The 24,540-nt window shown below is 64.4% G+C and carries 18 protein-coding genes; 6 read left to right on the top strand and 12 right to left on the bottom strand.

Annotation, left to right across the window (positions count from 1 at the left end):
- Positions 1-33: 33 nt before the first annotated feature.
- From J8I26_RS01785 to J8I26_RS01765, 5 genes are all read right to left on the bottom strand, one after another.
- A complete protein-coding gene (locus J8I26_RS01785; RefSeq protein ID WP_209603489.1) occupies positions 34-414 on the bottom strand; it encodes a DUF779 domain-containing protein in 381 nt (126 codons plus the stop codon).
- Between the two features lie 88 nt (positions 415-502).
- A complete protein-coding gene (adh, locus tag J8I26_RS01780; protein ID WP_209603487.1) occupies positions 503-2,023 on the bottom strand; it encodes an aldehyde dehydrogenase in 1,521 nt (506 codons plus the stop codon).
- Positions 2,024-2,252: 229 nt separating this feature from the next.
- Complete coding sequence (locus J8I26_RS01775) at positions 2,253-3,518, bottom strand: ABC transporter substrate-binding protein (RefSeq protein ID WP_209603485.1); 1,266 nt, start codon at positions 3,516-3,518, stop codon at positions 2,253-2,255.
- A 26-nt stretch (positions 3,519-3,544) separates the two neighbouring features.
- Positions 3,545-3,883, bottom strand: coding sequence for a P-II family nitrogen regulator (locus J8I26_RS01770; RefSeq protein WP_209603483.1), 339 nt, complete (start codon positions 3,881-3,883; stop codon positions 3,545-3,547).
- 254 nt (positions 3,884-4,137) lie between these two features.
- Positions 4,138-6,192, bottom strand: a complete 2,055-nt coding sequence (locus J8I26_RS01765) for an NAD(+) synthase (protein WP_209603481.1) — start codon at positions 6,190-6,192, stop codon at positions 4,138-4,140.
- A 141-nt stretch (positions 6,193-6,333) separates the two neighbouring features.
- Between J8I26_RS01765 and J8I26_RS01760 the strand changes: the two genes are divergently transcribed.
- Positions 6,334-7,488: a GNAT family N-acetyltransferase gene (locus J8I26_RS01760; RefSeq protein WP_209603479.1), complete on the top strand. Its 1,155-nt coding sequence runs from the start codon at positions 6,334-6,336 to the stop codon at positions 7,486-7,488.
- Between the two features lie 139 nt (positions 7,489-7,627).
- On the opposite strand, the gene J8I26_RS01755 is transcribed toward J8I26_RS01760, so the two are convergent.
- A complete protein-coding gene (locus tag J8I26_RS01755; protein ID WP_209603477.1) occupies positions 7,628-8,662 on the bottom strand; it encodes an extracellular solute-binding protein in 1,035 nt (344 codons plus the stop codon).
- A gap of 313 nt (positions 8,663-8,975) precedes the next feature.
- Complete coding sequence (locus J8I26_RS01750) at positions 8,976-10,433, bottom strand: Ppx/GppA phosphatase family protein (protein ID WP_209603475.1); 1,458 nt, start codon at positions 10,431-10,433, stop codon at positions 8,976-8,978.
- Positions 10,434-10,696: 263 nt separating this feature from the next.
- On the opposite strand from J8I26_RS01750, the gene J8I26_RS01745 reads away from it, so the two are divergent.
- Positions 10,697-11,461, top strand: coding sequence for an SAM-dependent methyltransferase (locus J8I26_RS01745; RefSeq protein WP_209603473.1), 765 nt, complete (start codon positions 10,697-10,699; stop codon positions 11,459-11,461).
- A 283-nt stretch (positions 11,462-11,744) separates the two neighbouring features.
- Here the strand turns inward: J8I26_RS01745 and J8I26_RS01740 are convergent, their stop codons facing one another.
- From J8I26_RS01740 to J8I26_RS01725, 4 genes are all read right to left on the bottom strand, one after another.
- On the bottom strand, positions 11,745-12,797 hold the full coding sequence (locus J8I26_RS01740; protein ID WP_209603471.1) for a S49 family peptidase: 1,053 nt from the start codon (positions 12,795-12,797) through the stop codon (positions 11,745-11,747).
- A gap of 58 nt (positions 12,798-12,855) precedes the next feature.
- Positions 12,856-13,230 carry a Rieske (2Fe-2S) protein gene (locus tag J8I26_RS01735; RefSeq protein ID WP_209603469.1) on the bottom strand — a complete coding sequence of 125 codons (375 nt, stop codon included), beginning with the start codon at positions 13,228-13,230 and terminating at the stop codon, positions 12,856-12,858.
- A 64-nt stretch (positions 13,231-13,294) separates the two neighbouring features.
- Positions 13,295-13,954, bottom strand: a complete 660-nt coding sequence (locus J8I26_RS01730) for an HAD-IIIA family hydrolase (protein ID WP_209603467.1) — start codon at positions 13,952-13,954, stop codon at positions 13,295-13,297.
- A gap of 116 nt (positions 13,955-14,070) precedes the next feature.
- Positions 14,071-15,129 (bottom strand): RluA family pseudouridine synthase, encoded by a 1,059-nt coding sequence (locus J8I26_RS01725; protein ID WP_209603465.1) that lies wholly within the window; start codon positions 15,127-15,129, stop codon positions 14,071-14,073.
- A gap of 833 nt (positions 15,130-15,962) precedes the next feature.
- On the opposite strand from J8I26_RS01725, the gene J8I26_RS01720 reads away from it, so the two are divergent.
- From J8I26_RS01720 to glp, 4 genes are all read left to right on the top strand, one after another.
- The gene (locus J8I26_RS01720; protein ID WP_209603463.1) at positions 15,963-19,061 is read left to right on the top strand and encodes an Rne/Rng family ribonuclease; all 3,099 of its coding nucleotides are present in this window, start codon (positions 15,963-15,965) and stop codon (positions 19,059-19,061) included.
- Between the two features lie 399 nt (positions 19,062-19,460).
- Positions 19,461-20,579 carry a GTP 3',8-cyclase MoaA gene (gene moaA / locus J8I26_RS01715; RefSeq protein WP_209603462.1) on the top strand — a complete coding sequence of 373 codons (1,119 nt, stop codon included), beginning with the start codon at positions 19,461-19,463 and terminating at the stop codon, positions 20,577-20,579.
- Positions 20,580-20,610: 31 nt separating this feature from the next.
- Positions 20,611-21,234, top strand: a complete 624-nt coding sequence (gene mobA / locus J8I26_RS01710) for a molybdenum cofactor guanylyltransferase MobA (RefSeq protein ID WP_209603460.1) — start codon at positions 20,611-20,613, stop codon at positions 21,232-21,234.
- A complete protein-coding gene (glp, locus tag J8I26_RS01705) occupies positions 21,231-22,544 on the top strand; it encodes a gephyrin-like molybdotransferase Glp (RefSeq protein ID WP_209603457.1) in 1,314 nt (437 codons plus the stop codon). The genes mobA and glp overlap by 4 nt, the downstream gene beginning before the upstream one ends.
- Positions 22,545-23,023: 479 nt before the next feature.
- Here glp and rmuC read toward each other — a convergent pair whose 3' ends face one another.
- Positions 23,024-24,499 carry a DNA recombination protein RmuC gene (gene rmuC / locus J8I26_RS01700; RefSeq protein WP_209603455.1) on the bottom strand — a complete coding sequence of 492 codons (1,476 nt, stop codon included), beginning with the start codon at positions 24,497-24,499 and terminating at the stop codon, positions 23,024-23,026.
- Positions 24,500-24,540 lie beyond the last annotated feature (41 nt).

The raw sequence follows: 24,540 nt of genomic DNA, 5'->3' as shown, positions 1-24,540 counted from the left end.
TGCATGGCATCCCGCCGCGCTGGACTGCTGCGTTTATTGCCGCGCCAGTTGCGGCCGCGGCAAGGCCTCGTACTCCTCATCTGAGAACAGCCGCGAGCGCGTCAGGAAGCGCTTGCCGCTGCCGTTCTCCAGCGAGAACATGCCGCCGTTGCCGTTCACCACGTCGATGATCAGCTGGGTGTGCTTCCAGTAATCGAACTGGTCGGCATTCATGTAGAACGGCACGCCGCCGATGTCGCCCAGATACACGTCGGTGTCGCCCAGCAGGTATTCGCCGGCCTGGTAGCACATCGGCGCGCTGCCGTCGCAGCAGCCGCCGGACTGGAAAAACATCAGCTCGCCGTGACGCCCCTTCAACTGGCCCAGCAGCGCCAGTGTCGCCTCGGTGGCGACCACCCGTTCAGGTGCATTCATCGCTTGCCTCCCTCCTCTGCCTGCATGAAAAAACGGCGCCGGCCGCCCACGCGGTCCGGCGCCGAAGCTGCACTGGAACAGACAACAATCAGAAGAAGCCGAGCGCCTTGGGGCTGTAGCTCACCAGCAGGTTCTTGGTCTGTTGATAGTGGTCGAGCATCATCTTGTGATTCTCGCGGCCGATGCCTGACTGCTTGTAGCCGCCGAACGCGGCATGCGCCGGGTACAGGTGGTAGCAGTTGGTCCACACGCGCCCGGCCTGGATCTCGCGGCCCATGCGGAAGGCGCGCGTGCCGTCGCGCGTCCACAAGCCGGCGCCCAGCCCGTACAGCGTGTCGTTGGCGATCGCCAGGGCCTCGTCTTCGTCCTTGAAAGTGGTCACCGAGACCACCGGGCCGAAGATCTCTTCTTGGAAGATACGCATCTTGTTGTTGCCCTGGAACACCGTCGGCTTGACGTAGTAGCCGCCGCCGAGGTCACCGCTCATTTCCTCGCGGCCGCCGCCGGCCAGCACCTTGGCGCCCTCCTGCTTGCCGATGTCGATGTAGGAGAGGATCTTTTCCAGCTGCTCCTGCGAGGCTTGCGCGCCGATCATGGTGGACTTGTCGAGCGGGTTGCCCTGCTTGATCGCGGCCACGCGCTTCAACGCGCGCTCGATGAAGCGCTCGTAGATCGACTCCTGCACCAGCACGCGCGAGGGGCAGGTGCAGACCTCACCCTGGTTCAGCGCGAACATGGCGAAGCCTTCCAGCGCCTTGTCGAAGAACTCATCGTCCTTGTCCAGCACGTCGGCGAAGAAGATGTTGGGCGACTTGCCGCCCAGCTCCAGGGTCACCGGAATCAGGTTTTGCGAGGCGTACTGCATGATCAGGCGGCCGGTGGTGGTTTCGCCGGTGAAGGCGATCTTGGCGATGCGCTTGTTGGAGGCCAGCGGCTTGCCGGCTTCCACGCCGAAGCCCTGCACCACGTTGACCACGCCGGGCGGGATCAGGTCGGCAATCAACTCCAGCAGCACCATGATCGAGGCCGGCGTCTGCTCGGCCGGTTTCAGGACCACGCAGTTGCCCGCGGCCAGGGCCGGCGCCAGCTTCCACACCGCCATCAGGATCGGGAAATTCCACGGAATGATCTGGCCGACCACGCCCAGCGGTTCATGGAAGTGGTAGGCATAGGTGTCGTTGTCGATGGCCGAGATGGCGCCTTCCTGGGTGCGGATGGCGGCGGCGAAGTAGCGGAAGTGATCGATCGCCAGCGGGATGTCGGCGGCCATGGTTTCACGGATGGGCTTGCCGTTGTCCAGCGTCTCGGCCGTGGCCAGCAGCTCCAGGTTGGCCTCCATGCGCTCGGCGATCTTGAGCAGCAGGTTGGCGCGATCGGTCGGCGAGGTCTTGCCCCAGCTCTTCTTGGCGGCGTGCGCGGCGTCCAGCGCCAGTTCGATGTCTTCGGCGGAGGAGCGCGCCACTTCGCAGAACGCGCGGCCGATGACCGGGCTGATGTTCTCGAAGTATTCGCCCTTGACCGGCGGCACGAATTTGCCGCCGATGAAATTGTCGTAACGCTGCTTGAACGGGTCCTTCACGCCAAGCTTGCTGATGTCTGCCAGATTCATGTTGTCGTCTCCGTTTGGTTGTGAAATGGAATCCTGTCGAAGGCCGGCCTGCGCCGGTGACATCGAGGGCTTCACGACAACATGGGGCAAGCGGCGTGCCAGCCGCGCGGCCTTGCTGCTGCGGGCGTTGCGCGATGGCAGGCCCGGCCGTCCTGATCCGGTTGCGCCGATGCTGTGCCAATCTGGCACAGCCTATGGAACAGCGGGGCGCGTCACGCGCGGTCGCCCTTCAGTTGACGAATGTGGCGTCACCCGCCATCAACGAGGCGTCCACGAAGCTGCTGCCGTGGTGATTGGTCGGCGAGAAATTGACGGCGAAGCCACCGAGCGCATAGTTGCCGTCGTTGATGCCCTCAAGCGCCTTGATCAGCTTCTCGCGCGTCGGATGCGGGCCGGCGCGGCGCAAGGCCTCCACGAACACACGGGCGGCAATGAAGCCCTCCATGCTGCCGAAGGACAGCTCACTCAGGCCGGCAGCGGCCATCAGGCGCCGGTACTCGACCACCAGCGGCATCGAGAAATGCCAGGGCGACGGCGCCACCTGGGTGACGACCACGCCGCGCGAACGCTGCCCCAGATCATCCGCCAGCGCCTTCTGGCCGATCGGAGAAGCGCCGAAGAAACGGCCGAGATAACCCGCTGCGCGCAGGCTGCGCACTATGCTTGCGTTGATGGCCGAATTGCCGTTGACCAGCAACACGCCGTCCGGGCTTTGCAGCATCATCTGCCGGGCTATCGTGTGGAAGTCGCTGGTAACGGTGGCGCCGATCTTGTTCACAACGATGCCACTGCCCCTCGTATGGCGCTGGACCTCGGCGAGCACGCGCTCGCCTTCGCTTTGCTTCTGATAAATCGCCGTCACGCGCTTGACGCCGAAACGCTCGAAAAGGTGAAACAGGCGGAGATATTCCTGCAGATAGCTGGCGCGTATCGTAAATACGTAGCGGTTGAAGTCGTCGTAGAGCGGCAATGCGCCGCTGCACGGAAACAGGAAAGGTATACGCGCCTTGGTCGCCAACGTTAACGCGGCTTCCGAACCGACCCAGCCGCCGTATCCAAACAAGGCGAAGATCGCGCCGCTGCGGATGAAGGCCTCGGTATTGTCTTGGGCTTGACGGGCGCTGTTGGCGTCATCGCGCGTTTGCAGCTCGATGCGGCGACCGTAGACGCCGCCCTGGGCGTTGACTTCGGAAAAGTAGGCCTTGGCGCCGACGAAGCACGGCGTGACCATTGAACTCAGCCGTCCGGTAAGCGCGGTCGATTGACCGATGACGACGCGATCAGGAAAGATGCCCGGCTCGGCATGGGCCGGTGGTGCCGCCACCATGACCGCCAGCCACAATCCGACCGCCGCGATCAAACTCCTGCCCGCGCGCGCCGGCGCACGGCCCTCCCAGATGCCACTTGTCGGCATGACGCCCCCATTGCAAGTTTCGCTGCCTGCGCAGCACAACCGTCTTGCCGAACGGGGGGTAAAGAAGGACGCGGAAAACAAAAAACCGGCCGAAAGGCCGGTTTCGATCAGACGGCGTCGGCGCCTGTTTCTCCGGTACGAATACGAATCACCTGCTCGACCTCCTGCACAAAGATCTTGCCATCGCCGATCTTGCCGGTACGCGCTGCCTTGATGATTGCATCCACCGCCTGCTCGACGACTTTGTCATCGACCACGACTTCGATCTTTACCTTCGGGAGGAAATCCACCACGTATTCGGCGCCGCGATACAACTCGGTGTGCCCTTTCTGGCGACCGAACCCCTTGACTTCGGTGACCGTCAGACCGGTGACTCCGACTTCCGCGAGGGACTCCCGAACCTCGTCCAGCTTGAACGGTTTGATGATAGCGGTCACTTGCTTCATGGCAATTCCTCTCTTGATATGTCGTAAAAAACTCGATTGTTAACTAAAAATTTACTGGCAACTTATAAATTTTCTTCCGCTTTTGCACTGCTGCCGGTGCAGACACGATCTTGTCCCGAGGCGCGGGGCCACTGGATCAAATCCGGCACGCGCCTACCTTCGCATTGTCAGGCAGCCGCCGCGCTCTTTCAACCCGGAATGGCAGGATGCGGCGTAAAAAACGCCGTTTGGCGAGTATTGCGCCGATGGCGATGTCAGGATTGCTCGTCAGGAATGCGGGCCAACCCGTCCATCCACACCGTCGCCTCGGAATCGCTGGGGGCGCGCCAGTCGCCGCGCGGCGAGAGCGAGCCGCCGCTGCCCACCTTGGGCGCGTTGGGCACGCAGGAGCGCTTGAACTGGCTGGTCTTGAAGAAGCGCCAAAGGAAGATCCCCAGGTTCTTCTTGATCTCCGCCAGCGTGTATTCGTTATGCGCGCCGTGCAGGCCTTCCGGCCAGTGGCCGGTTTGGCGGTCGCGCCAGGCGCTGTGCGCGAGGAAAGCCACCTTGGCCGGCGTGAAGCCGTAGCGCAGGATGTAGTACAGATTGAAATCCTGCAACTCGTAAGGGCCGATGAAGTCCTGGGTGCGCTGGCCCGGCTCGCCGGCCGACTTGCCCGGCACCAGCTCGGGGCTGATCTCGGTTTCCAGGATCTGCATCAGTACTTCCGGATGCTTGAGCTCCAGCGAGGCCGATTCGGCCACCCAGCGCACCAGGTGCGTGATCAGGGTCTTGGGCACGCTGGCGTTCACGTTGTAGTGCGACATATGGTCGCCCACGCCATAGGTGCACCAGCCCAGCGCCAGCTCGGACAGGTCGCCGGTGCCGATGACGATGGCGCCGTTGTGGTTGGCCAGGCGGAACAAATGATTGGTGCGTTCGCCGGCCTGCACGTTCTCGAAGGTGATGTCGTAGACCGGCTCGCCGTTGGCGTAGGGATGGCCGAGGTCTTTGAGCATCTGTTCGCAGCTGGGGCGGATATCGATTTCCTGCGCGCTGCAGCCGACCTGCTCCATCAGCTTGTGCGCCTGCGCCAGCGTGCGGCTGCTGGTGGCGAAGCCCGGCATGGTGTAGGCCAGGATATTGGCGCGCGGCAGGCCCAGCTTGTCCATGGCCTTGGCGCACACCAGCAGCGCATGGGTCGAGTCCAAACCGCCGGACACGCCGATCACCACCTTCTTGATGTTGCTGGAGGACAGTCGCTGCACCAGCGCCTGCACCTGGATGTTGTAGACCTCGCGGCAGCGCAGCTCGCGCTGTTCGGCGTTGGCCGGCACGTAAGGGAAACGCGCCACGGCGCGCTTCAACGGCAGCGCCTTCTGCGCCGGCACGTCGACCTCGAAGCCGACCACCTCGAACTTGCGCACTTCGTCGGCATGGCGGCGCACCGACTGGCCGAAGCTGGTCTGGTGGAAGCGCTCGCGCGACAGGCGTTCAAGGTCGATGTCGGCATAGATCACATGACCGCCGTCGGCGAAGCGCTCGGACTCGGCCAGCAGCTCGCCGTTCTCGCAGATCAGGGCCTGGCCGTCCCAGGCCACGTCGGTGGTGGACTCGCCGTTGCCGGCCGAGGAATACAGGTAAGCCGCCATGCAGCGCGCCGACTGCTGCGATACGAGCTGGTGCCGGTAGCCGGACTTGCCGACCACGACGTTGGAGGCCGACAGGTTGACCAGCACCGTAGCGCCGGCCAGCGCGGCGAAGGACGACGGCGGGATCGGCACCCAGACGTCTTCGCAGATCTCGATGTGGAAGCGCAAATCGGGGATGTTGGCAATATCGAACACCAGGCTGCCGAACGGCACCTCCTGCCCCAGCAGGCGCACGCGGCGCGTGATGGCGCAATCGGCGGCGCTGAACTGGCGCGCTTCGTAGAATTCGCTGTAGTTGGGCAGATAGGTCTTGGGCACCACGCCCTGGATACGCCCGCCGGCCACCACCACCGCGCAGTTGAACAGCTGATGCTCGATCTTCAGCGGCAATCCCACCAGCAGCGCCGCAGGCAGGCGCGCCGATGCCTCCACGATGCTTTGCAGGGCCTGCAGCGAGGCATCCAGCAAGGCGCGCTGCTGGAACAGGTCCTCGCAGCTGTAGGCCGACAAACCCAGCTCGGGGAAGGACACCAGCACTGCGCCCTCGGCCACGGCCTGCTCGGCCAGCTCGATGGTGCGTTGTGCGTTGTAGGCCGGATCGGCCACCTTGCAGTCGGGCACCGCCACCGCGACGCGGGCGAAACCATGGCTGTACAGATTGAAGAAATCGCTTTGCATGCTTCGTGCTCTCTGCTTTGTGCTTGCGTCGCCTGCCGCAGCCATGGCCCGGCGCGGCATCACGGCGACGCGTTCTTTTCATTTTGCGTAGAATGCCTGTTCGCTCCTCGCACAGGCAGGCCACGCAACCTATTGCAGTCAATGGATTATCGCACGCGAATCGTTTCTTCTCTGGCCGAAGTCGGCCAGCCCGGCTGGGACGGCCTGGTCGCCGCCCAGGACGAAGCCAATCCTTTTCTGTCCTACGCTTTCTTGCACGCGCTGCACGAGAGCGGCTCGGCCTGCGCCGAGACCGGCTGGCAGCCGCATTACCTCACCGTCTGGCAGGGCCAGGCGCTGGTCGCGGCGCTGCCGCTGTACCAGAAATTCCACTCCTACGGCGAGTACGTGTTTGACTGGGCCTGGGCCGAGGCCTACCAACGCCATGGCGTGCCCTACTACCCCAAGCTGCTGTCGGCGATTCCGTTCACCCCGGTGCGCGGCAGCCGGCTGCTAGCGGTCGACGCCCAAGCCCGCGCGGCGCTGGTGGCAGCATTGCAGGCCTTGCAGCAGGACCAGGAGCACGAGCAGCAGTTCTCTTCCACCCACGTGCTCTACCCGCCGCCGGAACAGGCCGAGGCGCTGGCCGAGGCCGGCTTCCTGCTGCGCAGCGGGGTGCAGTTCCACTGGCATAACGAGGGCTACGCCAGCTTCGACGAATTCGCCGCCACGCTGGACCGCAAGAAGCGCAAGAACATCCTGGCCGAGCGGCGCAAGGTGAGCGAGCAAGGCGTGCGCTTTCACCGGCTGCGCGGGGCGGACATCACCGAAGCGCACTGGCGCTTCTTTAACCGCTGCTATCGGCACACCTACTCCGACCACTATTCCACGCCCTACCTCAACCTGGACTTCTTCCTGCGCATCGGCGCGACGATGCCGCAGAACCTGCTGCTGACCGTGGCCCAGCGCGACGGCCACGCCATCGCCAGCTCGCTCACGGTGTACGACCGCGACACCCTCTACGGCCGCTACTGGGGCGCGCTGGAGCACGTCCCCTGCCTGCACTTCGAGACCGCCTATTACCAGCCGCTGGAGTTTTGCATCGAGCAGAAAATCGCCTGGTTCGAAGGCGGCGCTCAGGGCGAGCACAAGATGGCGCGCGGCTTTCTGCCACAGAAGACCTGGTCGGCGCACTGGCTGGCCCATCCTGGCTTCTATGACGCGGTCGAGCATTTCCTGCAGCGCGAGGAAGGCGGCATCGATGATTATCTGGGCGAGCTCAACGAGCGCAATCCCTTCCGCGACCCGCCGCGCTGATTCATCGGCGTCATCGGCCCCGCAATAAAAACGGCCGGCATCCGCACGCAGCGAATGCCGGCCATCCCTTGCCCGCCGCAAGCGGCACCGCCGGACCCGGACCCGACGGACACCGCCTCACGGCGTCAGGCGCAGCGCGTCACTTGTAGCCGACGCGGTCCAGCATCTGCAGCACCTTCTGCTGGTTGGCGCCGACCGCGCCAACGTTGATCACTTCGGCCTTGAAGGAACCCATCTTCAGCAGCGCCGGGTTCTCGGTCTTCACGCTGGCCACCGCCGGCCATTCATTGTTGCCTTCCGCGAAGTAGCGCTGGGCCTTGTCGCCGGCCAGGTATTCCAGGAACTGCACGGCCTCGGCCTTGTGCGGCGCATGCTTGGCCACCCCTGCGCCGGCGATGTTCACGTGCGCGCCGTAGCTCTTCTGGTTGGGCCAGACGATGCCGACCTTGTCCATCAGCGCCACGTCTTCCGGCTTGGTGGAGCGCAGCAGGCGCGCCACGTAGTAGGAGTTGGAAATGGCCACGCCGCACTCGCCCGAACCGACCGCCTTGATCTGGTCGGTATCGCCGCCCACCGGCTGGCGCGCCTGATTGGCGACCATGCCCTTCAGGACTTCCTCGGTCTTGGCGGCACCGTTATGCTCCAGCAGCGCGCCGAACAGCGAGACGTTGTAGGGGTGCGAGCCGCTGCGGGTGCACAGCTTGCCCTTGTTCTTGGGGTCGGCCAGCGACTCGTAGGTGTCCACGTCTTCCGGCTTGATGTTGGCCTTGTTGTAGACGATCACGCGGGCGCGGGTCGAGAAGCCGAACCATTGCGCGCCGTCGCTGCCCTCCTTGCTGTGCAGCTGGGCCGGGATACGCTCGTCCAGCAGCTTGGACTTGATCGGCTGGAACAGGCCGTCGCTCTGCGCCTTCCACAGCCGCGCGGCGTCCACCAGCAGGATCACGTCGGCCGGACTGGACGCGCCTTCGCTCTTCAGGCGCGCAAGGATGCCGGCGTCGTCGCCGTCGATGCGGTTGATCTTGATGCCGGTGCTCTTGGTGAAGTCGGCATAGAGGGCTTCGTCAGTCTGATAGTGACGCGCCGAGTACAGGTTGAGCACCTTCTCCTGGGCGACGGAAGACAGCGCGGTGCCGGCCAGCAAGGCGCCGACCACGAGTTGACGAGAGAACATGGACCATCCTTTTCCAAAAATTGATGAATGCCGCGGGCTACGGTGGTGTAGACGGGCTTCTTTTTTTGGCGCGGGCGGCGGTCCGGGGATGCAGCGTATTTCCGACCGGGGCGGCGACAGGACGAAGCTTCCTGCGCGTTCGCGTTGGCGGCATCGTTCGATGCCTTGTTCTGGATATGCGGTTTCAAAAACCGGATGCGACTATATCACAGATAAGAAGGATTATCATTTAAACGATGTACAGGAGGACCCGGGACAAAAAAATACCCCGGACGATATCGGCCGGGGTACTTTCATCGGGCAGGCGGGCAGCTCAGGCCAGCACTTTCACGCCGAACTCGACGCCGATACCGGCCCACCACTCCTGCTCCTTCTGGAACCAGAAATCGATGCTGGGGTGTTCCTTGATGTAATCGCGGCGCACTTCCAGGTCGATCTTGTTCTTGAGCTTGACCTTCACCTTGTCCAGGTCCAGCGCGATGTGCGAGTGCATGAACATCACCGCCAGGCGCATCGCCAGGATGGCCTTGGCGAAGTCGACGTCGGCCAGCATCTCGCCCAGCTTTTTCAGGTTGCCCTTCTGGCCCAGGATCAACGTGCTCATCAGGCGCTGCTCGCGGGTGGTGAAGCCCGGCAAGTCGGCATTGGCGATCATGTAAGCCGAGTGCTTGTGATAACCGGTGGGCGACACCACCAGGCCGGTCTCGTGCAGCAAAGCGCTCCAGTACAGGTAGCGCGCATAGGAATCGGTAGCCGGCTTCAACAGCTGGAAAAAGCCCAGCGCGGTCTCGGCGACGCTGTGCGCGCGTGCGGCATCCACATGGAAGCGGCGCGCGAAATCCTCCACCGCCAGTTCGCGCCGGTCGGCCTGGGTGGCGCGCAACTGCAGATCCCACATCACGCCCATGCGCAGGCCGGCTTCCACCGGCGTGATGACCTCGATGCCGAACTCCTGCATAAAGCCGATCAGCACCGCCAGGCCGCCCATGATCACGCCGGCGCGATCGGGCTTCATGCCGTCCAGCTCGATCCGGCTGACGTGGCCGAAGTCGATCAGGCGCTGCATCAAGTCTTCCAGGCTGGGCAGCGTGACGCGGCCGTCGCCCATGGCGTTGCGCTCGATGGTGTCGGCGATGGCGCGCATGGTGCCGGACGAACCGTACACGTTGACGCTGTCATCGAAGCTGAACAGGTGCACCGCATCCTCGACGTGCGAGCGCGCGGAAATGATGGCGCGCTCGAACGCTGCGGCGGTGATGGCGCCATCGGGGAAGAAGACCAGGCTCTGGTTGACGGTGCCGATGCCGAACGACTCCACATGGCGGATATGCCCGCCCAGGCCGCGCGCCACTTCGGTGGAGCCGCCGCCGATGTCGATCACCATGCGCTCTTCCTGCGGATCGGCCAGCACGCCGGCCACGCCCATGAAGATCAGCCGGCCCTCTTCCTCGCCGGAGATGATTTCCACCGGATAGCCGATGGCGCGCTCCAGTTCGGGCAGCAGCTCATGCGCGTTCTTGGCCACGCGCAGGGTGTTGGTCGCCACCACGCGCACGGCCGACAGGGAATAGTCGCGCAGGATGGCGCGAAAACGCGTGAGCGAATCGATCGCCGTCTTGCAGGCCTGCTCGGTCAGGTTGCCGCTTTTGTCGATGCCGGCTGCAAGGCGAATGGGGTCGCGCGCGCTCTTGATGACGCGGATGCTGCCGTCCTCATATTTGCCGATATGCAGGCGAAAGCTGTTGGAACCGAGGTCTACCGCTGCGAACATTCATTCCCTTCCGAGGTCAATCCGGCTTGCGTTCCGGACATCAAAAATACTAAACAATTTAACCCGCTGCATGTGGCCGTACAGACAAGATAATCGGCTTGCATGACCGTTTAATGACACCTTGTGCGCCGTACCGGCCACTGTCGCGCCCGGCGCAAGGCTTCATCGCCCGCCAAGCCGCTTGCAGCCTGTAAAATGGCGATATTGCCGGCGCCATGCACGGCGAAAATATTATTTTATACAATTTATCCAACTCGATTCCCATGCCGGGCATTCTTTATCTGATTCCCAACACCCTCGGCCCGACCGAACCGCCGGCCGACGACAGCGCATCGCATCCGCTGGACGCCATCATCCCGCGCGAGGTGCAAGCCATCGCCGCGCGCCTGGATTACTTCGTGGCAGAAAATGCCAAGACCACGCGCGCCTTCCTGAAGCTGCTGGGCAGTCGCCAGCCGCTGGCCAAGCCCATCCAGGAAATCGGCATCGCCGAACTCAACGTCAACACCGATGCCGCCGCCCTGCCTGCCTTGCTGGCGCCGATTCTTGAAGGCCGCGACGGCGGCTTGATCTCGGAAGCCGGCGTGCCCGCCGTGGCCGATCCCGGCGCCAACCTGGTGCGCCTGGCGCATCAGCGCGGCATCCAGGTGCGCCCACTGGTCGGCCCGTCCTCGCTCCTGCTGGCGGTGATGGCCAGCGGCCTGAACGGCCAGAGTTTTGCCTTCAACGGTTATCTTCCCACCGACGCCGACGCCCGCGGCAAGCGCATCAGGCATCTGGAAGACCGCTCGCGCAAGGAAAAGCAGACCCAACTGCTCATCGAGACGCCCTACCGCAATGCCGCCATGCTGGAAGCGCTGGCCAACCATTGCCAGGCCAACACGCTGCTCAGTGTGGCCACCGACCTCAGCCTGCCCTCCGAATCGGTGCGCACGCAGACGGCGGCACAGTGGAAGGCGGCGCTGGCGGCCGGCAAGGGGCCGGATTTTCACAAGAAGCCGACAGTGTTCCTGCTGCTGGCGGATTGACCTCCCGATTTGCGGATCGCGGCGCGTGACGGGCTGTTCACGGATCGCGACGAACGACACTGGATCCCTGCTTTCGCAGGGACGACAGATAGTGAGAAGCTTGAACGCGTGGAGGTATTGCCCATCTTCCTCAGCGTCGTTCCTGCGAAAGCAGGAACCCAGTGTCGTTAAACAACCGTAGCACCATGGCAGCAACGCCTTGAGCCCAACTCCCCCGGAACATGGAAAAACAAAAAAGGCCGACTGCGTCTGCAGCCGGCCTTTTCACTGAAGCCCGCGAACTTCAGCGCAACTGCGGCAGCGACGACGACATCAGCGTCTTGGCAACTCCCGCGCCGAAGGCCACGCCGAATTTCTTCAGCACGCGCTCGGACAGGTTCTCGGTCTGTGTGTAGTCGACCACGTCTTCGGCCTTGATCACATCGCGCGCGACGCTGTCGACCGTGCCGTAACCGTCGGCCAGGCCCAGTTCGACCGCCTTGGAACCGGTCCACACCAGGCCGGAGAACGTGTCCGGCGTTTCCTTCAGGCGCGTGCCGCGGCCCTGGCGCACCACCTCGATGAACTGCTGGTGGATCTCGTCCAGCATGGTTTGCGCGTATTCGCGCTGCTTGGCGCTCTGTGGGCTGAACGGATCGAGGAAGCTCTTGTTCTCGCCGGCGGTCAGCAAGCGACGCTCGACGCCCAGCTTGTCCATCAGGCCGGTGAAGCCGAAGCCGTCCATCAACACGCCCACCGAACCGATCAGGCTGGCCTTGTTGACGTAGATGCGATCGGCTGCGGCGGCGATGTAGTAGCCGCCCGAGGCGCACACTTCCTCGACCACCACGTAGATCGGCTTCTTCGGGTATTCCTTACGTAGACGGGTGATCTCGTCGTTGATCATGCCGGCCTGCACCGGACTGCCGCCGGGGCTGTTGATCTTGAGGATCACGCCGACCGAGTCGGCTGCAGCGAAGGCCTTGTCCAGCGCCGGAATCACCACGCCGGCCGAGCCCTGCCCTTCGGATTCGATGGTGCCCTTGATCTCGACCAAGGCCGTATGCGTGCCCAGCGGCTCGCTCTCGGTCTTGCCGTAGGTGAAGGCCAGCCACACGCCGAACACGATCACCACCAGGATGGCGATACGGAAGAAGATGCCCCAACGGCGGCGTGCGCGCTGTTCCTTGACGGCGAACAGCGCCAGCTTTTCCAGCACGTCGCGCTCCCAGCCTGACTTCTTCTCTTCGCGCGCGGCCTTGGTCGGGGTCGCTCCGGTCACGCCGGGCGTTTCAGGCGCGGGCGCGGCGGGACCTTGCGGTTTCGATTCCGGGTTTTCAAATTCGTTATTGCTCATATGCTCACTCTAATCAGCGCTACGGCCGGCGGCCGGCCTGCACCAGGTTCCCCAAAGCTCATGCCTCGACGGGCTTGACGACGTCGTCCGGACGCCAATAGATCTGGCCGTCCCGCTCCACCGTCATGATCTTACGCAAATGCGCGCCGGTACAAGGACCGCCTTCGCATTTTCCGGTATCGGGCGAATAAACCGCGCCATGTGTTGCGCACGTGAGATACAGACCGCTCGATTCAAAAAACTCGCCCTCGGTCCAGTCCAGCTCCACCGGCACATGGGCGCAGCGGTTCAGGTAACCGTAGACCGTGCCGCCGTAGCGCACCACGAAACCGGTCGTGTCGTCGCCGTACACCATCACCGGAAAACGCTTGCCCAGCCCGCCCTCCTGAATGTCGGCGGAAGCGCAGATGAGGATCTCGGTCGGGCTGTTCATGGCGATGGCTGTGAAAGCGATGAAAATTCGGGATGGGGCGGATGCAGGCGCAAGGCTCGCCGGCTCAGGCGTTCTCGTTCAGCCACTGGTGCAGCGAACGGATCGACGTGGCCGAATACACGGGCTTCAACTCATGCAGCTGCGGCGCCGGGTGGGCGCCGAACTCCACCGCCACGCCCTTGGCGCCGGCGTTGATGGCCATCTGCAGGTCGTGGGTAGTGTCGCCGATCATCACGGTGCGATGCATGTCCTGGCCCAGTTCGCGGGTCAGTTCCTGCAGCATGGCAGGATGCGGCTTGGAGAAGGTCTCGTCGGCGCAGCGTGTGGCGTCGAAGACCGACAGCAGGCCGGTGGAATTCATCGCACGGTTCAAGCCGACGCGGCTCTTGCCGGTGGCCACCGCCAGGAAATAGCCCTGCTGCGACAAGTCGGCCAGCATCTCGGGCACGCCCTCGAACAGCGTCAGGTCCTTGTCCTGCCCCAGGTAATGGTGACGGTAGCGCTCGACGATGCGCGGATAATATTTGGGATCGACATCCGGAATGGCCGCCTGCATGGCGTCCTGGAGGCCCAGGCCGATCACGTAGGAGGCGGCGCTCTTGTCGGGGATCGGCAAGCCGAGGTCGCGCGCGGCGGCCTGGATGCAGCGCACGATGGTCGAGGTGCTGTCCATCAGGGTGCCGTCCCAGTCGAAGACGATCAGGTCGAATTGCTTTCTTGCCATGTTTTCTTTTCGCTTTCGTCGGCCGCCGGCGCTTCACCAGCGGACTTGCGTATCTGTTAATTCCCGGCAGAAAGTATCACATCCCGGCCGACTGCGGGCGTCGCTCTTCGCTCGCGCTACTCGACGCCGATACCGGGCGGCAACGTTTCATCTTCGTCCACGCCCTGCAGGCTGCGCAGGAAGTTTTCACACTCCTGCGGCAGCGCCGCCTTCAGCGTCACCCGCTCGCCGCTTTCGGGATGGGTGAAGGTAATGCGCCAGGCATGCAGGAACATGCGCTTGAAGGCGATGCGGCGGCCGTCGGCCTTCTGCAGCGCCTTGTTGAGCGTGAAATCGCCGTACTTGTCGTCGCCCACGATGGGGAAACCGCTGGACGACAGGTGCACCCGGATCTGATGCGTACGACCGGTCTTCAGTTCAGCCTCCAGCAGCGCGAACTCGCCGAAGCGGCGCAGCAGCGAGAACACGGTATGCGACGCCTGGCCGTCGGCCTGCACCCGCACGCGGCGTTCGCCGTCCGGCGTGCTGTACTTGAACAGCGGCAGCTTGACGTGCTGGCGCGCATTCTTCCAGTCGCCCTGCACCAGGGTCAGGTAGCGCTTGTCGGTGACGCCGTCGCGCATCTGGTCGTGCAGGTTGGTCAAGGCGGTGCGCTTCTTGGCAATCAGCAGCACGCCCGAGGTGTCGCGGTCGAGCCGGTGCACCAGCTCCAGGAACTTGGCCTGCGGACGCGCCGCGCGCAACTGCTCGATCACGCCGTAGCTCACGCCCGAGCCGCCGTGCACGGCCACGCCGGCCGGCTTGTCGATGACCAGCATGTGGCTGTCTTCCAGCAGGATGCGGAATTCGGCGCCGGGCACGACGTTTTCTTGCTTCTCCGCAACTCGTATTGGCGGCACGCGCACCACATCGCCCTCGACCAGGCGGTAGGTCTGGTCGATACGGCCCTTGTTGACCCGCACTTCGCCGGAGCGCAAGACGCGATAGATATGGCTCTTGGGAACGCCCTTGCAGACCCGCAGCAGGAAATTGTCGATCCGCTGCCCGGCTTCTTCGTCGGAAATGGTCAGCAACTGCACCTGAGGGACGCTGTGCGAGGCTGCTGCGTTCCGGGGAGCCGCCGCCGTTTTGGCAGTTTCAGAAGCGCCCCTAGAAAATCTCGCTAAGTCCTTCATTTTGAATATATAATCGATTGACGCTGGTCACAAAACCGCGTCAGTAGAATAAAAAGGAACATTCTACACAAGAGGAGACTTCGTCAGCCTCGCTCCTTTGCAAAATTGACGAAGGGGGCCCCGAAAATCACGGCATGCGGCAAGGCAGACGCGAAAAATGCACTGCAACGGCTCGATCGCTTTGATCAAGCGCCGTAACTGCTGCTGTCCTGATGGACGTCAGGCCTCGAAAAACGAGTACGCACCTTCCCTGTGCGAGTCCAGTTTGCACCGCAGTTGCAATCGGATAACGCACTTGGGAGTTGAACAGAATTGTTTGGATCATCAGGATAAAAGTCTGGCAAGACTCGCATCCGGTGTCCCGGTTCAGCGGATCGCAGCGCACAGCTCCAAGCGAACGGCAGCGCAAAAGTCGGCAGGCCCACACGGCCTTCCCCGCACTCTTGCAGCGCATCGCAACGAGCCATGCCTCGACCGCAACCGGATCGCCGCGAAGCTTGCCGGTTGATGTGTTGAACCCGATCGCCGTCGCCAACCCTTATTACTATGTTTCGTTTGGCTTCACAGACCAGCTTACCGTCCGCAGCAGCCTGCGCGACCGCCTATGGCGGAGCGCGCGGCGCGGATACGGCGCTGCCCGGCGTTCCGGTCCACCGCATCCGCGCCCCGTTGTGCTTGAGTGCCTCATCAGCTTGATACAAGCTGCACTCCACACAGTAAGGCAATTCCCTCCCCCAATCACTTCGTTCTCGCGTACATCCTTGTACCTTTTGGCGACGCATCCGCAACCGGGTCGCGCCATTTGAAGGATCTTCGGATCCCGGAGTGAAAACATGAAACGTATGTTGTTCAACGCCACGCAGCAGGAAGAACTGCGCGTGGCGATCGTTGACGGTCAGAAACTGATCGACATCGACATCGAAACGACCGGACGCGAACAACGCAAGTCCAACATCTACAAGGGCGTCATCACCCGCATCGAGCCCTCGCTGGAAGCCTGCTTCGTCAACTACGGCGAAGAGCGTCACGGCTTCCTGCCGTTCAAGGAAGTGGCCCGCACCTATTTCAAGGAAGGCATCGACGTCCGCAACGCGACCATCAAGGAAGCGCTGCGCGAAGGCCAGGAAATCATCGTCCAGGTTGAAAAGGAAGAGCGCGGCAACAAGGGCGCCGCCCTGACCTCCTTCATCTCGCTGGCCGGCCGCTACCTGGTGCTGATGCCCAACAATCCGCGCGGCGGCGGCGTATCGCGCCGCGTCGAAGGCGAAGATCGCCAGGAACTGCGCGAAACCATGGACAAGCTGGACCTGCCCTCGGGCATGTCCGTCATCGCCCGCACCGCAGGCATCGGCCGCAACGTCGACGAACTGCAGTGGGACCTGAACTACCTGATGCAACTGTGGCGCGCCATCGAAGGCGCCGGCCAGTCGGCATCGGGCGCCTTCCTGATTTATCAGGAATCCTCGCTGGTCATCCGCGCCATCCGCGACTACTTCCAGCCCGACATCGGCGAAATCCTGATCGACACCGACGACATCCACGACCAGGCCCAGCAGTTCATGGCCCACGTGATGCCGGACATGGTTCACCGCGTCAAGCGCTACCGCGACGACGTGCCGCTGTTCTCGCGCTTCCAGATCGAACACCAGATTGAAACCGCCTACTCGCGCACCGTGCCGCTGCCTTCCGGCGGCGCCATCGTGATCGACCACACCGAAGCCCTGGTCTCGGTGGACGTCAACTCGGCGCGCGCCACCCGCGGCAGCGACATCGAAACCACCGCGTTCTACACCAACCTTGAAGCGGCCGACGAAGTGGCCCGCCAGTTGCGCCTGCGCGACCTGGGCGGCCTGATCGTGATCGACTTCATCGACATGGAGAACAGCAAGAACCAGCGCGAAGTCGAAGGCCGCCTGAAAGACGCCCTGCACCACGACCGAGCCCGCGTCCAGATGGGCAAGATCTCGCGCTTCGGCCTGATGGAACTGTCGCGCCAGCGCCTGCGTCCGTCGCTGTCCGAAGGCAGCCACGTGACCTGCCCGCGCTGCAACGGCACCGGCCACATCCGCGACACCGAATCCTCCGCCCTGCAAGTCCTGCGCATCATCCAGGAAGAGGCGATGAAGGAAAACTCGGCCGCCATCCACGTGCAGGCGCCGGTGGACGTCGCCGCCTTCCTGTTGAACGAGAAGCGCGGCGAAATCCTGAAGATCGAAACGCGTCATCGCGTCACGGTCATCATGATCCCCAACAAGCACCTGGAAACCCCGCACTACAAGATGGAGCGGATCAAGCACGACGATCCGCGCCTGGACGACGCCCAAGCCAGCTACGCCATGGCGGAGCAGGCCGACACCGACATCGGCTACAACAAGCGCCAGAAGGAAGACGTCAAGCCGCGCCAGGAAGCCGTGGTCAAGGGCATCACCCCCGACCAGCCGGCCCCGATCGTCGAGCGCAAGGTTGCAGAACCGGTCGCAGCCGTCCAGCCGCCGACCCTGGCGCCGGAATCGGGCCTGCTGGGCAAGATCTTCAGCTTCTTCCGCAAGAAGCCGGTGGTGGTCGAACCCGCCCCCGCTCCGGTCGAAGCCAAGGCCCCTGCCAAGCGCGAAGGCGACCGCAACAGCCGCAACGGCCGCGACCGTAACGGCCGCAACCGCAACGACCGCAGCGGCGAGCGCAACCAGCGCGGCCGTGACGGCGCGCCGGCAACTCCCGAACTGAAGGCCGGCGAAGCCGCCGAAGGCAAGCAGCAACGCCCGCCGCGTCCGCCGCGCGAGCCCAAGGAAGCGCGTGAACCGCGTGAGGGCCGCGAGCCGCGCGAACAACGCGAAGGCTTGGAAAACAAGGAAGCCCGTCAACCGCGTGAAGCACGTGACCCCCGCGAGCCGCGCGAGCCCCGTGAAGGTCGCGAACCGCGCGAAGGTCGTGAACAGCGCGAACCGCGTGAGCCGCGCCAACCGCGTGAACCGCGCGCACCGCGTGGTGAACGCAAGGAAGCCAAGACCGAGGAAGGTCTGCCGCTGGAAGCCGCTCTGGCTGCCGGCGCAGCCACCGCAGGCGTGGCCGTGGCCGCAGGCGCTGTCGCTATCGCCAACGATGAGCAAGCCGCTCAGGTCGAAGGCGCGCAACTGGAAGCCGGTGAAGGCGCCGAAGCTGCCGAAGGCGGCACCGAACCGCGTCGTCGTCGTCGTCGTGGCGGCCGCAACCGTCACCGCCGTGAGCGCGACGAAAACGGCAACGTGATCGAAAACGCCGAAGGCGCTGAAGGTGCCGACGGCATCGAAGGCGCAGAAGCCGCCGAGTCGGCTGACGCCGCCGTGGCGCAAGCCTCCTTCGCCGCCTCCCCGGTGCCGCAGGCAAGCCCTGAAGCAGCGCCCGCAGCGCCGCAGCAAACCGCCGCCAACGTCGAAAGCGGCGTGAACTCGGTGGAAGCCGTGGCCGCCGCGGCAGCTGAAGCAACCGAAGCCGTGTTCGTGCGCAATGAAACCGTTGAACCGGCGGCAGCGCCGGCACCGTCGATCGACGCCGGCTTCGCCCCGGCGCAAGCGCCTGCAGCGGCCCCGGCGCCGTCGGAAGCTCCGGTGGAAGTGGCGCAAGCCGCAGCCCCGGTGGCAACTCCGGCCCCGGCAGCGCCGCAGCAGATCAGCCTGCTGGACGCTGAACCTGCCGCTCCGGTGGCAGCACCTGCAGCGGCACCGGCAGCAGCGCCGGTCCAGCACAAGCCTGCCGGCAACGGCGCGCAGTGGGACTCGCTGAACCAGATGCTGTCCCAAGCCGGCCTGACATTGGCCACCACTGACCCGGTCAAGCTGCGCGCCGCGCAGGATGCCGCGGCCAGCATCGTGCCGGCGCCGCGTGTGCCGCGCGAGCGCAAGCCGCTGCCGCCGCAGTCGAGCGAGCCGCTGGTCCAGGTGGAAACCCGCCGCTGATCAGTCGCAAGACAGCTGAACGGCATGCAATGAAAAAGGGAGCTTAGGCTCCCTTTTTCATTTCCTCCACGCCATCCATCGCATCCGGCTTGGCCGTGATGGCGCCACGCCTGACTCGCGCTTGCAATCGCCGGCTTCGTTCGCATCTGGAAAGATGCGGCAGACTCGCATGGCATGCCGACAACAGCCTGGTCACAGTTGAGCGCCGGCAAGACGGGTACAGTGAGCGGCCGTCACGCAAGCCGCGCGCCGTCGCCACCCCGGGTCGGGCGCAAACGCCCGCCCTGCAAGGCCCGGCGTCAGGCTCATGCGTGCGGGCTATAGGGAATATGCACAATTGTGCATCTATCCGTCATGGCCAGCCGTGCTATCGTTACACATCTGCAGCAGCCATCCCGTATGAACAAGCGCGTCATTCCCATCGTTGACTTCCGGCAAGCCATGCCCCTGGGCGCGGCTGCGGGCTTTTTGCCGGTTCCGACAACGCCGGTGGGCCTATTGGGCGACGCGCTGGGGCGTCCGCTGCACGACCTGCGCATCTCGGTCACCGACCGTTGCAACTTCCGCTGCGTCTATTGCATGCCCAAGGATGTGTTTGACAAGGAATACCAATTCCTGCCTCACTCCGCCCTGCTCACCTTTGAAGAAATCACCCGCGTCGCGCGCCAGTTCGTGGCGCACGGCGTGCGCAAGATCCGCCTCACCGGCGGTGAGCCGCTGCTGCGCAAGAACATCGAGCGCCTAGTCGAGATGCTGGCCGCGCTGCGTACGCCCGAGGGCGACGAGATCGATCTCACCCTGACCACCAACGGCACGCTGCTCAAGCAAAAGGCGCAGGCGCTGAAGGCTGCCGGCTTGAAGCGCGTGACGGTATCGCTGGACTCGCTGGACGACGAGAGCTTTCGCCGCATGAACGATGTCGACTTCCCGGTCGCGCGCGTGCTGGAAGGCATCGATGCCGCCCACGCCGCGGGGCTGGGGCCGATCAAGATCAACATGGTGGTCAAGAAGGGCCTGAATGACCACGAGATCCTGCCGATGGCGCGCCACTTCAAGGACACGCCGTACATCCTGCGCTTCATCGAATACATGGACGTGGGCAGCTCCAATGGCTGGCGCATGGATGAGGTGGTGCCCTCCAATGAGGTCATCCGCCGTATCGCCGCGGAACTGCCGCTGGTCGAGGCCGATCCCAACTACGTGGGCGAGACCGCCGAGCGTTGGCGCTATGCCGACGGGGGCGGTGAGATCGGCGTGATCTCCAGCGTTACCCATGCTTTCTGCGGCGACTGCTCGCGCGCGCGCCTGTCCACCGAAGGCCAGGTCTATACCTGCCTGTTCGGCAGCCAGGGGCACGACCTGCGCGGCATCGTGCGCAATGGCGGCAGCGATGCCGAACTCGCGGGCGCCATTGCCCAGCTGTGGAGCCATCGCGGCGATCGCTATTCCGAATTGCGCGGCGGCCTGCAGGACGACGCCGCGCCGCGCAAGGTCGAGATGTCCTATATCGGCGGCTAGGCGACGCCGGCCGCCCTCACAGGCAAGTCCCATGTCCGCTCCACTCACCATCGGCGCCATCGCCGCCAGCCACATCACCGGCCTCGTCCTGGCCGGCGGGCGCGGCACGCGTATGGGCGGCGTTGACAAAGGCCTGCAGGAGCTGCACGGCAAGCCGCTGGCGCAGCACGTGCTGGAGCGACTGGCGCCGCAAGTGTGCACGCTGGCGATCAACGCCAACCGCTCGCAGCTGCGCTACGCCGCCTTCGGCTATCCGATCTGGCATGACCTTTCGCCCGACTTTCCCGGTCCGCTGGCTGGCCTGCAAGCGGGTCTCGCGCATTGCGGCACCCCCTTCCTGGCGAGCGCGCCCTGCGACTCGCCGCTGATTCCCTATGACCTGGTGGCGCGCCTGGCCGACGAGCTGGTCGCCTCCGGCGCCGACGCCGCCTTCGCCGTCACCGGCAAAGCAGACAAGAAGCAGCGCCATCCGGTATGCTCGCTGCTGCGCAAATCGGCGCAAGCCTCGTTGGACGCCTTCCTCGCCGCCGGCGAGCGCAAGATGGGACTCTGGTTCGCCAGCCTCAATTGCGTGGAGGTCGATTTCCCCGACGAGCATGCTTTCCGCAACATCAACACCGGGCTGGAACTGCAGCAGCTCGAGCAAGAACAATGACCCACACCGTCCCACCCGCCCCGACATCGACGCCCTCCCTGAACGACATCGTCAGCTGCATCAGCGGCTATGATCCCAACGCCATGACGGTGACGCAGGCGCAAGCCGCGATCCGCGAATTCATCCAGCCCATCGCGGCGATCGAAAAGGTCGCCATCCGCAGCGCGCTGTCGCGCGTGCTGGCGCAGGACATCATCTCGCGCATCGACGTGCCGGCGCACGACAACTCGGCCATGGACGGCTACGCGCTGCGCGGCACGGATGTCGCCGCCGGCGCTGCGGTCACGCTCAAGGTAGTCGGCTCGGTACACGCCGGCGCCCGCTTCGACGGCGAGGTGCAGCCCGGCCAGTGCGTACGCATCATGACCGGCGCGCCCATGCCTGCGGGCTGCGACACCGTGATCCCGCAAGAGCTGACGACAGATGCCGGCGAACACGCCGTCACCCTGCCCGCCGGCCGCGTGCGCCCCGGCGACAACCGCCGCCTGCGCGGCGAAGACCTGGCCATGGGCAGCGTGGCGCTGCCGCGCGGGCGTCGCCTGCGCCCCTCCGACATCGGCTTGCTGGCCTCGCTCGGCATTCCGGAAGTCGCGGTACAGCGCCGCCTGCGCGTGGCCTTCTTCTCCACCGGCGACGAGCTGCGCTCGGTGGGCGAGGCGCTCGATCCCGGCTGCGTCTACGATTCCAACCGTTACACGCTGCACGGCATGCTGACCCGCCTGGGTTGCGACGTGATCGACATGGGTGTGGTCGGCGACGACCCGGCAGCGCTGGAAGCGGCCTTCCGCAGCGCCTGCGAAGAGGCCGACGCGGTCATCACCTCCGGCGGCGTGTCGGTCGGCGCGGCCGACTATACCAAGCAGATCATGGCCAGCCTGGGCGACATGATGTTCTGGAAAATCGCCATGCGCCCCGGCCGCCCGCTGGCCTTCGGCCGCATCCGATCCAAGGGCCGCGACGCCTACCTGTTCGGTCTGCCGGGCAACCCGGTGGCAGTCACCGTGAGCTTTTCCTTCTTCGTGCGCGACGCCCTGCTGCACCTGGCCGGCGCCGAACCCAAGCCGCTGCCGCGCGTACGCGTGAAGACCGCTGCGACCATCCGCAAGAAGGCCGGCCGCACCGAATACCAGCGCGGCATCCTCGCGCCCGACGACACCGGCGCATGGACCGTGCGCCTGACTGGCACGCAAGGATCGGGCATCCTGCGCTCGATGTCGGACGCCAATTGCATCATCGAGCTGGAACATGAACGTGGGGATGTCGCGGCGGGCGAGGAAGTGTCCATCGTGATCTTCGATGGCTTGATCTGATGCCGCCCGGCAGGGATTGCCTGACGTTGACGGTGCAAGACGTTCATCCCGGCGATGGCGGGATTGATCGCCTCTGAACGACCGAAGACGCGCCCGAACGACACTGGGTCCCTGCTTTCGCAGGGACGACGTAGTGAAATAGTTTGAACGGGTGAAGGCGCAATCCGCCTCTTAGAGTCGTTCCTGCGAAAGCAGGAGCCCAGCGTCGTGCAACGAACGTCGAGGCATGACAAACGACACTGGCTCCCTCCTTTTGCAGGGACGACGCAGTGAGATAGTTTGAACGGGTGAAGGCGCAATCCGCCTCTTAGAGGCGTTCCTGCGAAAGCAGGCACCCAGCGTCGTGCAACGACCGTCGAGGCATGACAAACGCCACTGGCTCCCTCCTTTTGCAGGGACGACGTAGTGAGATAGTTTGAACGGGTGAAGGCGCAATCCGCCTCTTAGTGTCGTTCCTGCGTAGCAGGAACCCAGCGTCGTCAAACGCCCTCCGCATCATCCCCCAGATCAAGCTCCCCCGTCCCCAGCAGTTTCTGCGCATTCTCCGACGGCAGCGCCTCCACCGACTTCAGCTTGCGCGACATCTGCCGCGTGCGGGTCTCGGCCTGGTCGATGTTCTTGGCCACACGCTCCAGCGCGGCCTTGGTCGACGACAGCACGTCGCCGAACTTGGTGAACTCGGTCTTCACCGCGCCCAGCACCTGCCACACCTCCGACGAACGCTTCTCCAGCGCCAGCGTGCGGAAGCCCATCTGCAGGCTGTTCAGCAACGCCGACAAGGTCGAGGGGCCGGCGATGGTGACCCGGTAAGTGCGCTGCAGATCGTCCGAGAGACCCGGGCGGCGCATCACTTCCGCGTACAACCCCTCGGTCGGCAGGAACAGGATCGCGAAGTCGGTCGTCAGCGGCGGCGACAGGTATTTCTCGGCGATGGTCTTGGCCTCGTTGCGCACCGCGCGCTCCAGCTCCTTGCCAGCGGTTGCCACGCCGTCGGCATCGGCGCGTTCGGCGGCGTCCACCAGGCGCTCGTATTGCTCCTTGGGGAACTTGGCGTCGATCGGCATCCACACCTGGGCGCCGTCGTCTTTGGCGCCGGGCAGACGAATCGCGAACTCCACGCGCTCGCCGCTGGCCGGTACGGTCTCGACGTTCTTGGCGTACTGGTCGGGCGTCAGCATCTGCTCCAAGAGGATTTCCAGCTGTACTTCGCCCCAGGTGCCGCGGGTCTTGACGTTGGTCAGCACGCGCTTAAGGTCGCCCACGCCGGTGGCCAGCTGCTGCATCTCGCCCAGGCCCTGGTGCACCTTGTCCAGGCGGTCCGAAACCAGCTTGAAGGACTCGCCCAGGCGCTGCTCCAGCGTGGCGTGCAGCTTCTCGTCCACGGTCTTGCGCATCTCTTCCAGCTTTTGCGCGTTGTCGTTCTGCAGATCCTTGATCTTGGCCTCCAGCGTGGCGCGCACTTCGGCCATGCGCTGGGCGTTGGATTCGGTCAACGCCGAGAGCTGCTGGTTGAGCGTGTCGCCGAAGCGCTTGAGCGATACCGCCTGCTCCTCGCGGCTGACCTGGGCCTGCAGCGTGATCGACTGGCGCATCCCGTCCAGTTGCAGGGCATTGGTTTCATTCAACTTCACCAGCTGCTGGGCGAAGCCGTCGATCTGGTTGTTCTGCAGCGTGGCCACGCTGGACATCTGGGTCGCCAGCGTCTGCTGCAGCTGGGCGAAGTTGCCGCCCAGCTCCTGGCGCGTGTTTTGCGCGCTGGCCTGCACCTGGTTGCGCAGCTCGCGCTCGATGCGCTCGCCGGTGTCTTGCTGGTGGCGTTGCAGGTCCGACTTCAGTTGCTGCAGCGCGGCCTCGACGCCGCGCTCGTCGTGCCGGCCCGAGCGCAGCAGCACCAGGATTTGCAGCACGATGCCGACCGCAACCAGGGCGGCGATGATCAGTTCGAATGATGTCATGGGCACAAAAGAAAAGCGGCCCGCCCGGTGTGCCGGACAGG

The organism is Herbaspirillum sp. LeCh32-8 (assembly GCF_017814915.1).
In the GTDB taxonomy this organism is placed as follows: Bacteria; Pseudomonadota; Gammaproteobacteria; order Burkholderiales; family Burkholderiaceae_D; genus Herbaspirillum.
Note: the sequence above shows the minus strand (reverse complement) of the source record. Positions and strands in the feature narration are given on the sequence as shown.

Excerpts from the sequence above, each read along its gene's own strand:
- adh (WP_209603487.1), bottom strand. The coding sequence starts at position 2,023 with ATGAATCTGGCAGACATCAGCAAGCTTGGCGTGAAGGACCCGTTCAAG.
- glp (WP_209603457.1), top strand. The coding sequence starts at position 21,231 with ATGACCCACACCGTCCCACCCGCCCCGACATCGACGCCCTCCCTGAAC.
- J8I26_RS01760 (WP_209603479.1), top strand. The coding sequence starts at position 6,334 with ATGGATTATCGCACGCGAATCGTTTCTTCTCTGGCCGAAGTCGGCCAG.
- moaA (WP_209603462.1), top strand. The coding sequence starts at position 19,461 with ATGAACAAGCGCGTCATTCCCATCGTTGACTTCCGGCAAGCCATGCCC.
- J8I26_RS01785 (WP_209603489.1), bottom strand. The coding sequence starts at position 414 with ATGAATGCACCTGAACGGGTGGTCGCCACCGAGGCGACACTGGCGCTG.
- J8I26_RS01725 (WP_209603465.1), bottom strand. The coding sequence starts at position 15,129 with ATGAAGGACTTAGCGAGATTTTCTAGGGGCGCTTCTGAAACTGCCAAA.
- J8I26_RS01750 (WP_209603475.1), bottom strand. The coding sequence starts at position 10,433 with ATGTTCGCAGCGGTAGACCTCGGTTCCAACAGCTTTCGCCTGCATATC.
- J8I26_RS01755 (WP_209603477.1), bottom strand. The coding sequence starts at position 8,662 with ATGTTCTCTCGTCAACTCGTGGTCGGCGCCTTGCTGGCCGGCACCGCG.
- J8I26_RS01740 (WP_209603471.1), bottom strand. The coding sequence starts at position 12,797 with ATGAGCAATAACGAATTTGAAAACCCGGAATCGAAACCGCAAGGTCCC.
- rmuC (WP_209603455.1), bottom strand. The coding sequence starts at position 24,499 with ATGACATCATTCGAACTGATCATCGCCGCCCTGGTTGCGGTCGGCATC.
- J8I26_RS01730 (WP_209603467.1), bottom strand. The coding sequence starts at position 13,954 with ATGGCAAGAAAGCAATTCGACCTGATCGTCTTCGACTGGGACGGCACC.
- J8I26_RS01765 (WP_209603481.1), bottom strand. The coding sequence starts at position 6,192 with ATGCAAAGCGATTTCTTCAATCTGTACAGCCATGGTTTCGCCCGCGTC.
- J8I26_RS01735 (WP_209603469.1), bottom strand. The coding sequence starts at position 13,230 with ATGAACAGCCCGACCGAGATCCTCATCTGCGCTTCCGCCGACATTCAG.
- mobA (WP_209603460.1), top strand. The coding sequence starts at position 20,611 with ATGTCCGCTCCACTCACCATCGGCGCCATCGCCGCCAGCCACATCACC.
- J8I26_RS01770 (WP_209603483.1), bottom strand. The coding sequence starts at position 3,883 with ATGAAGCAAGTGACCGCTATCATCAAACCGTTCAAGCTGGACGAGGTT.
- J8I26_RS01720 (WP_209603463.1), top strand. The coding sequence starts at position 15,963 with ATGAAACGTATGTTGTTCAACGCCACGCAGCAGGAAGAACTGCGCGTG.
- J8I26_RS01745 (WP_209603473.1), top strand. The coding sequence starts at position 10,697 with ATGCCGGGCATTCTTTATCTGATTCCCAACACCCTCGGCCCGACCGAA.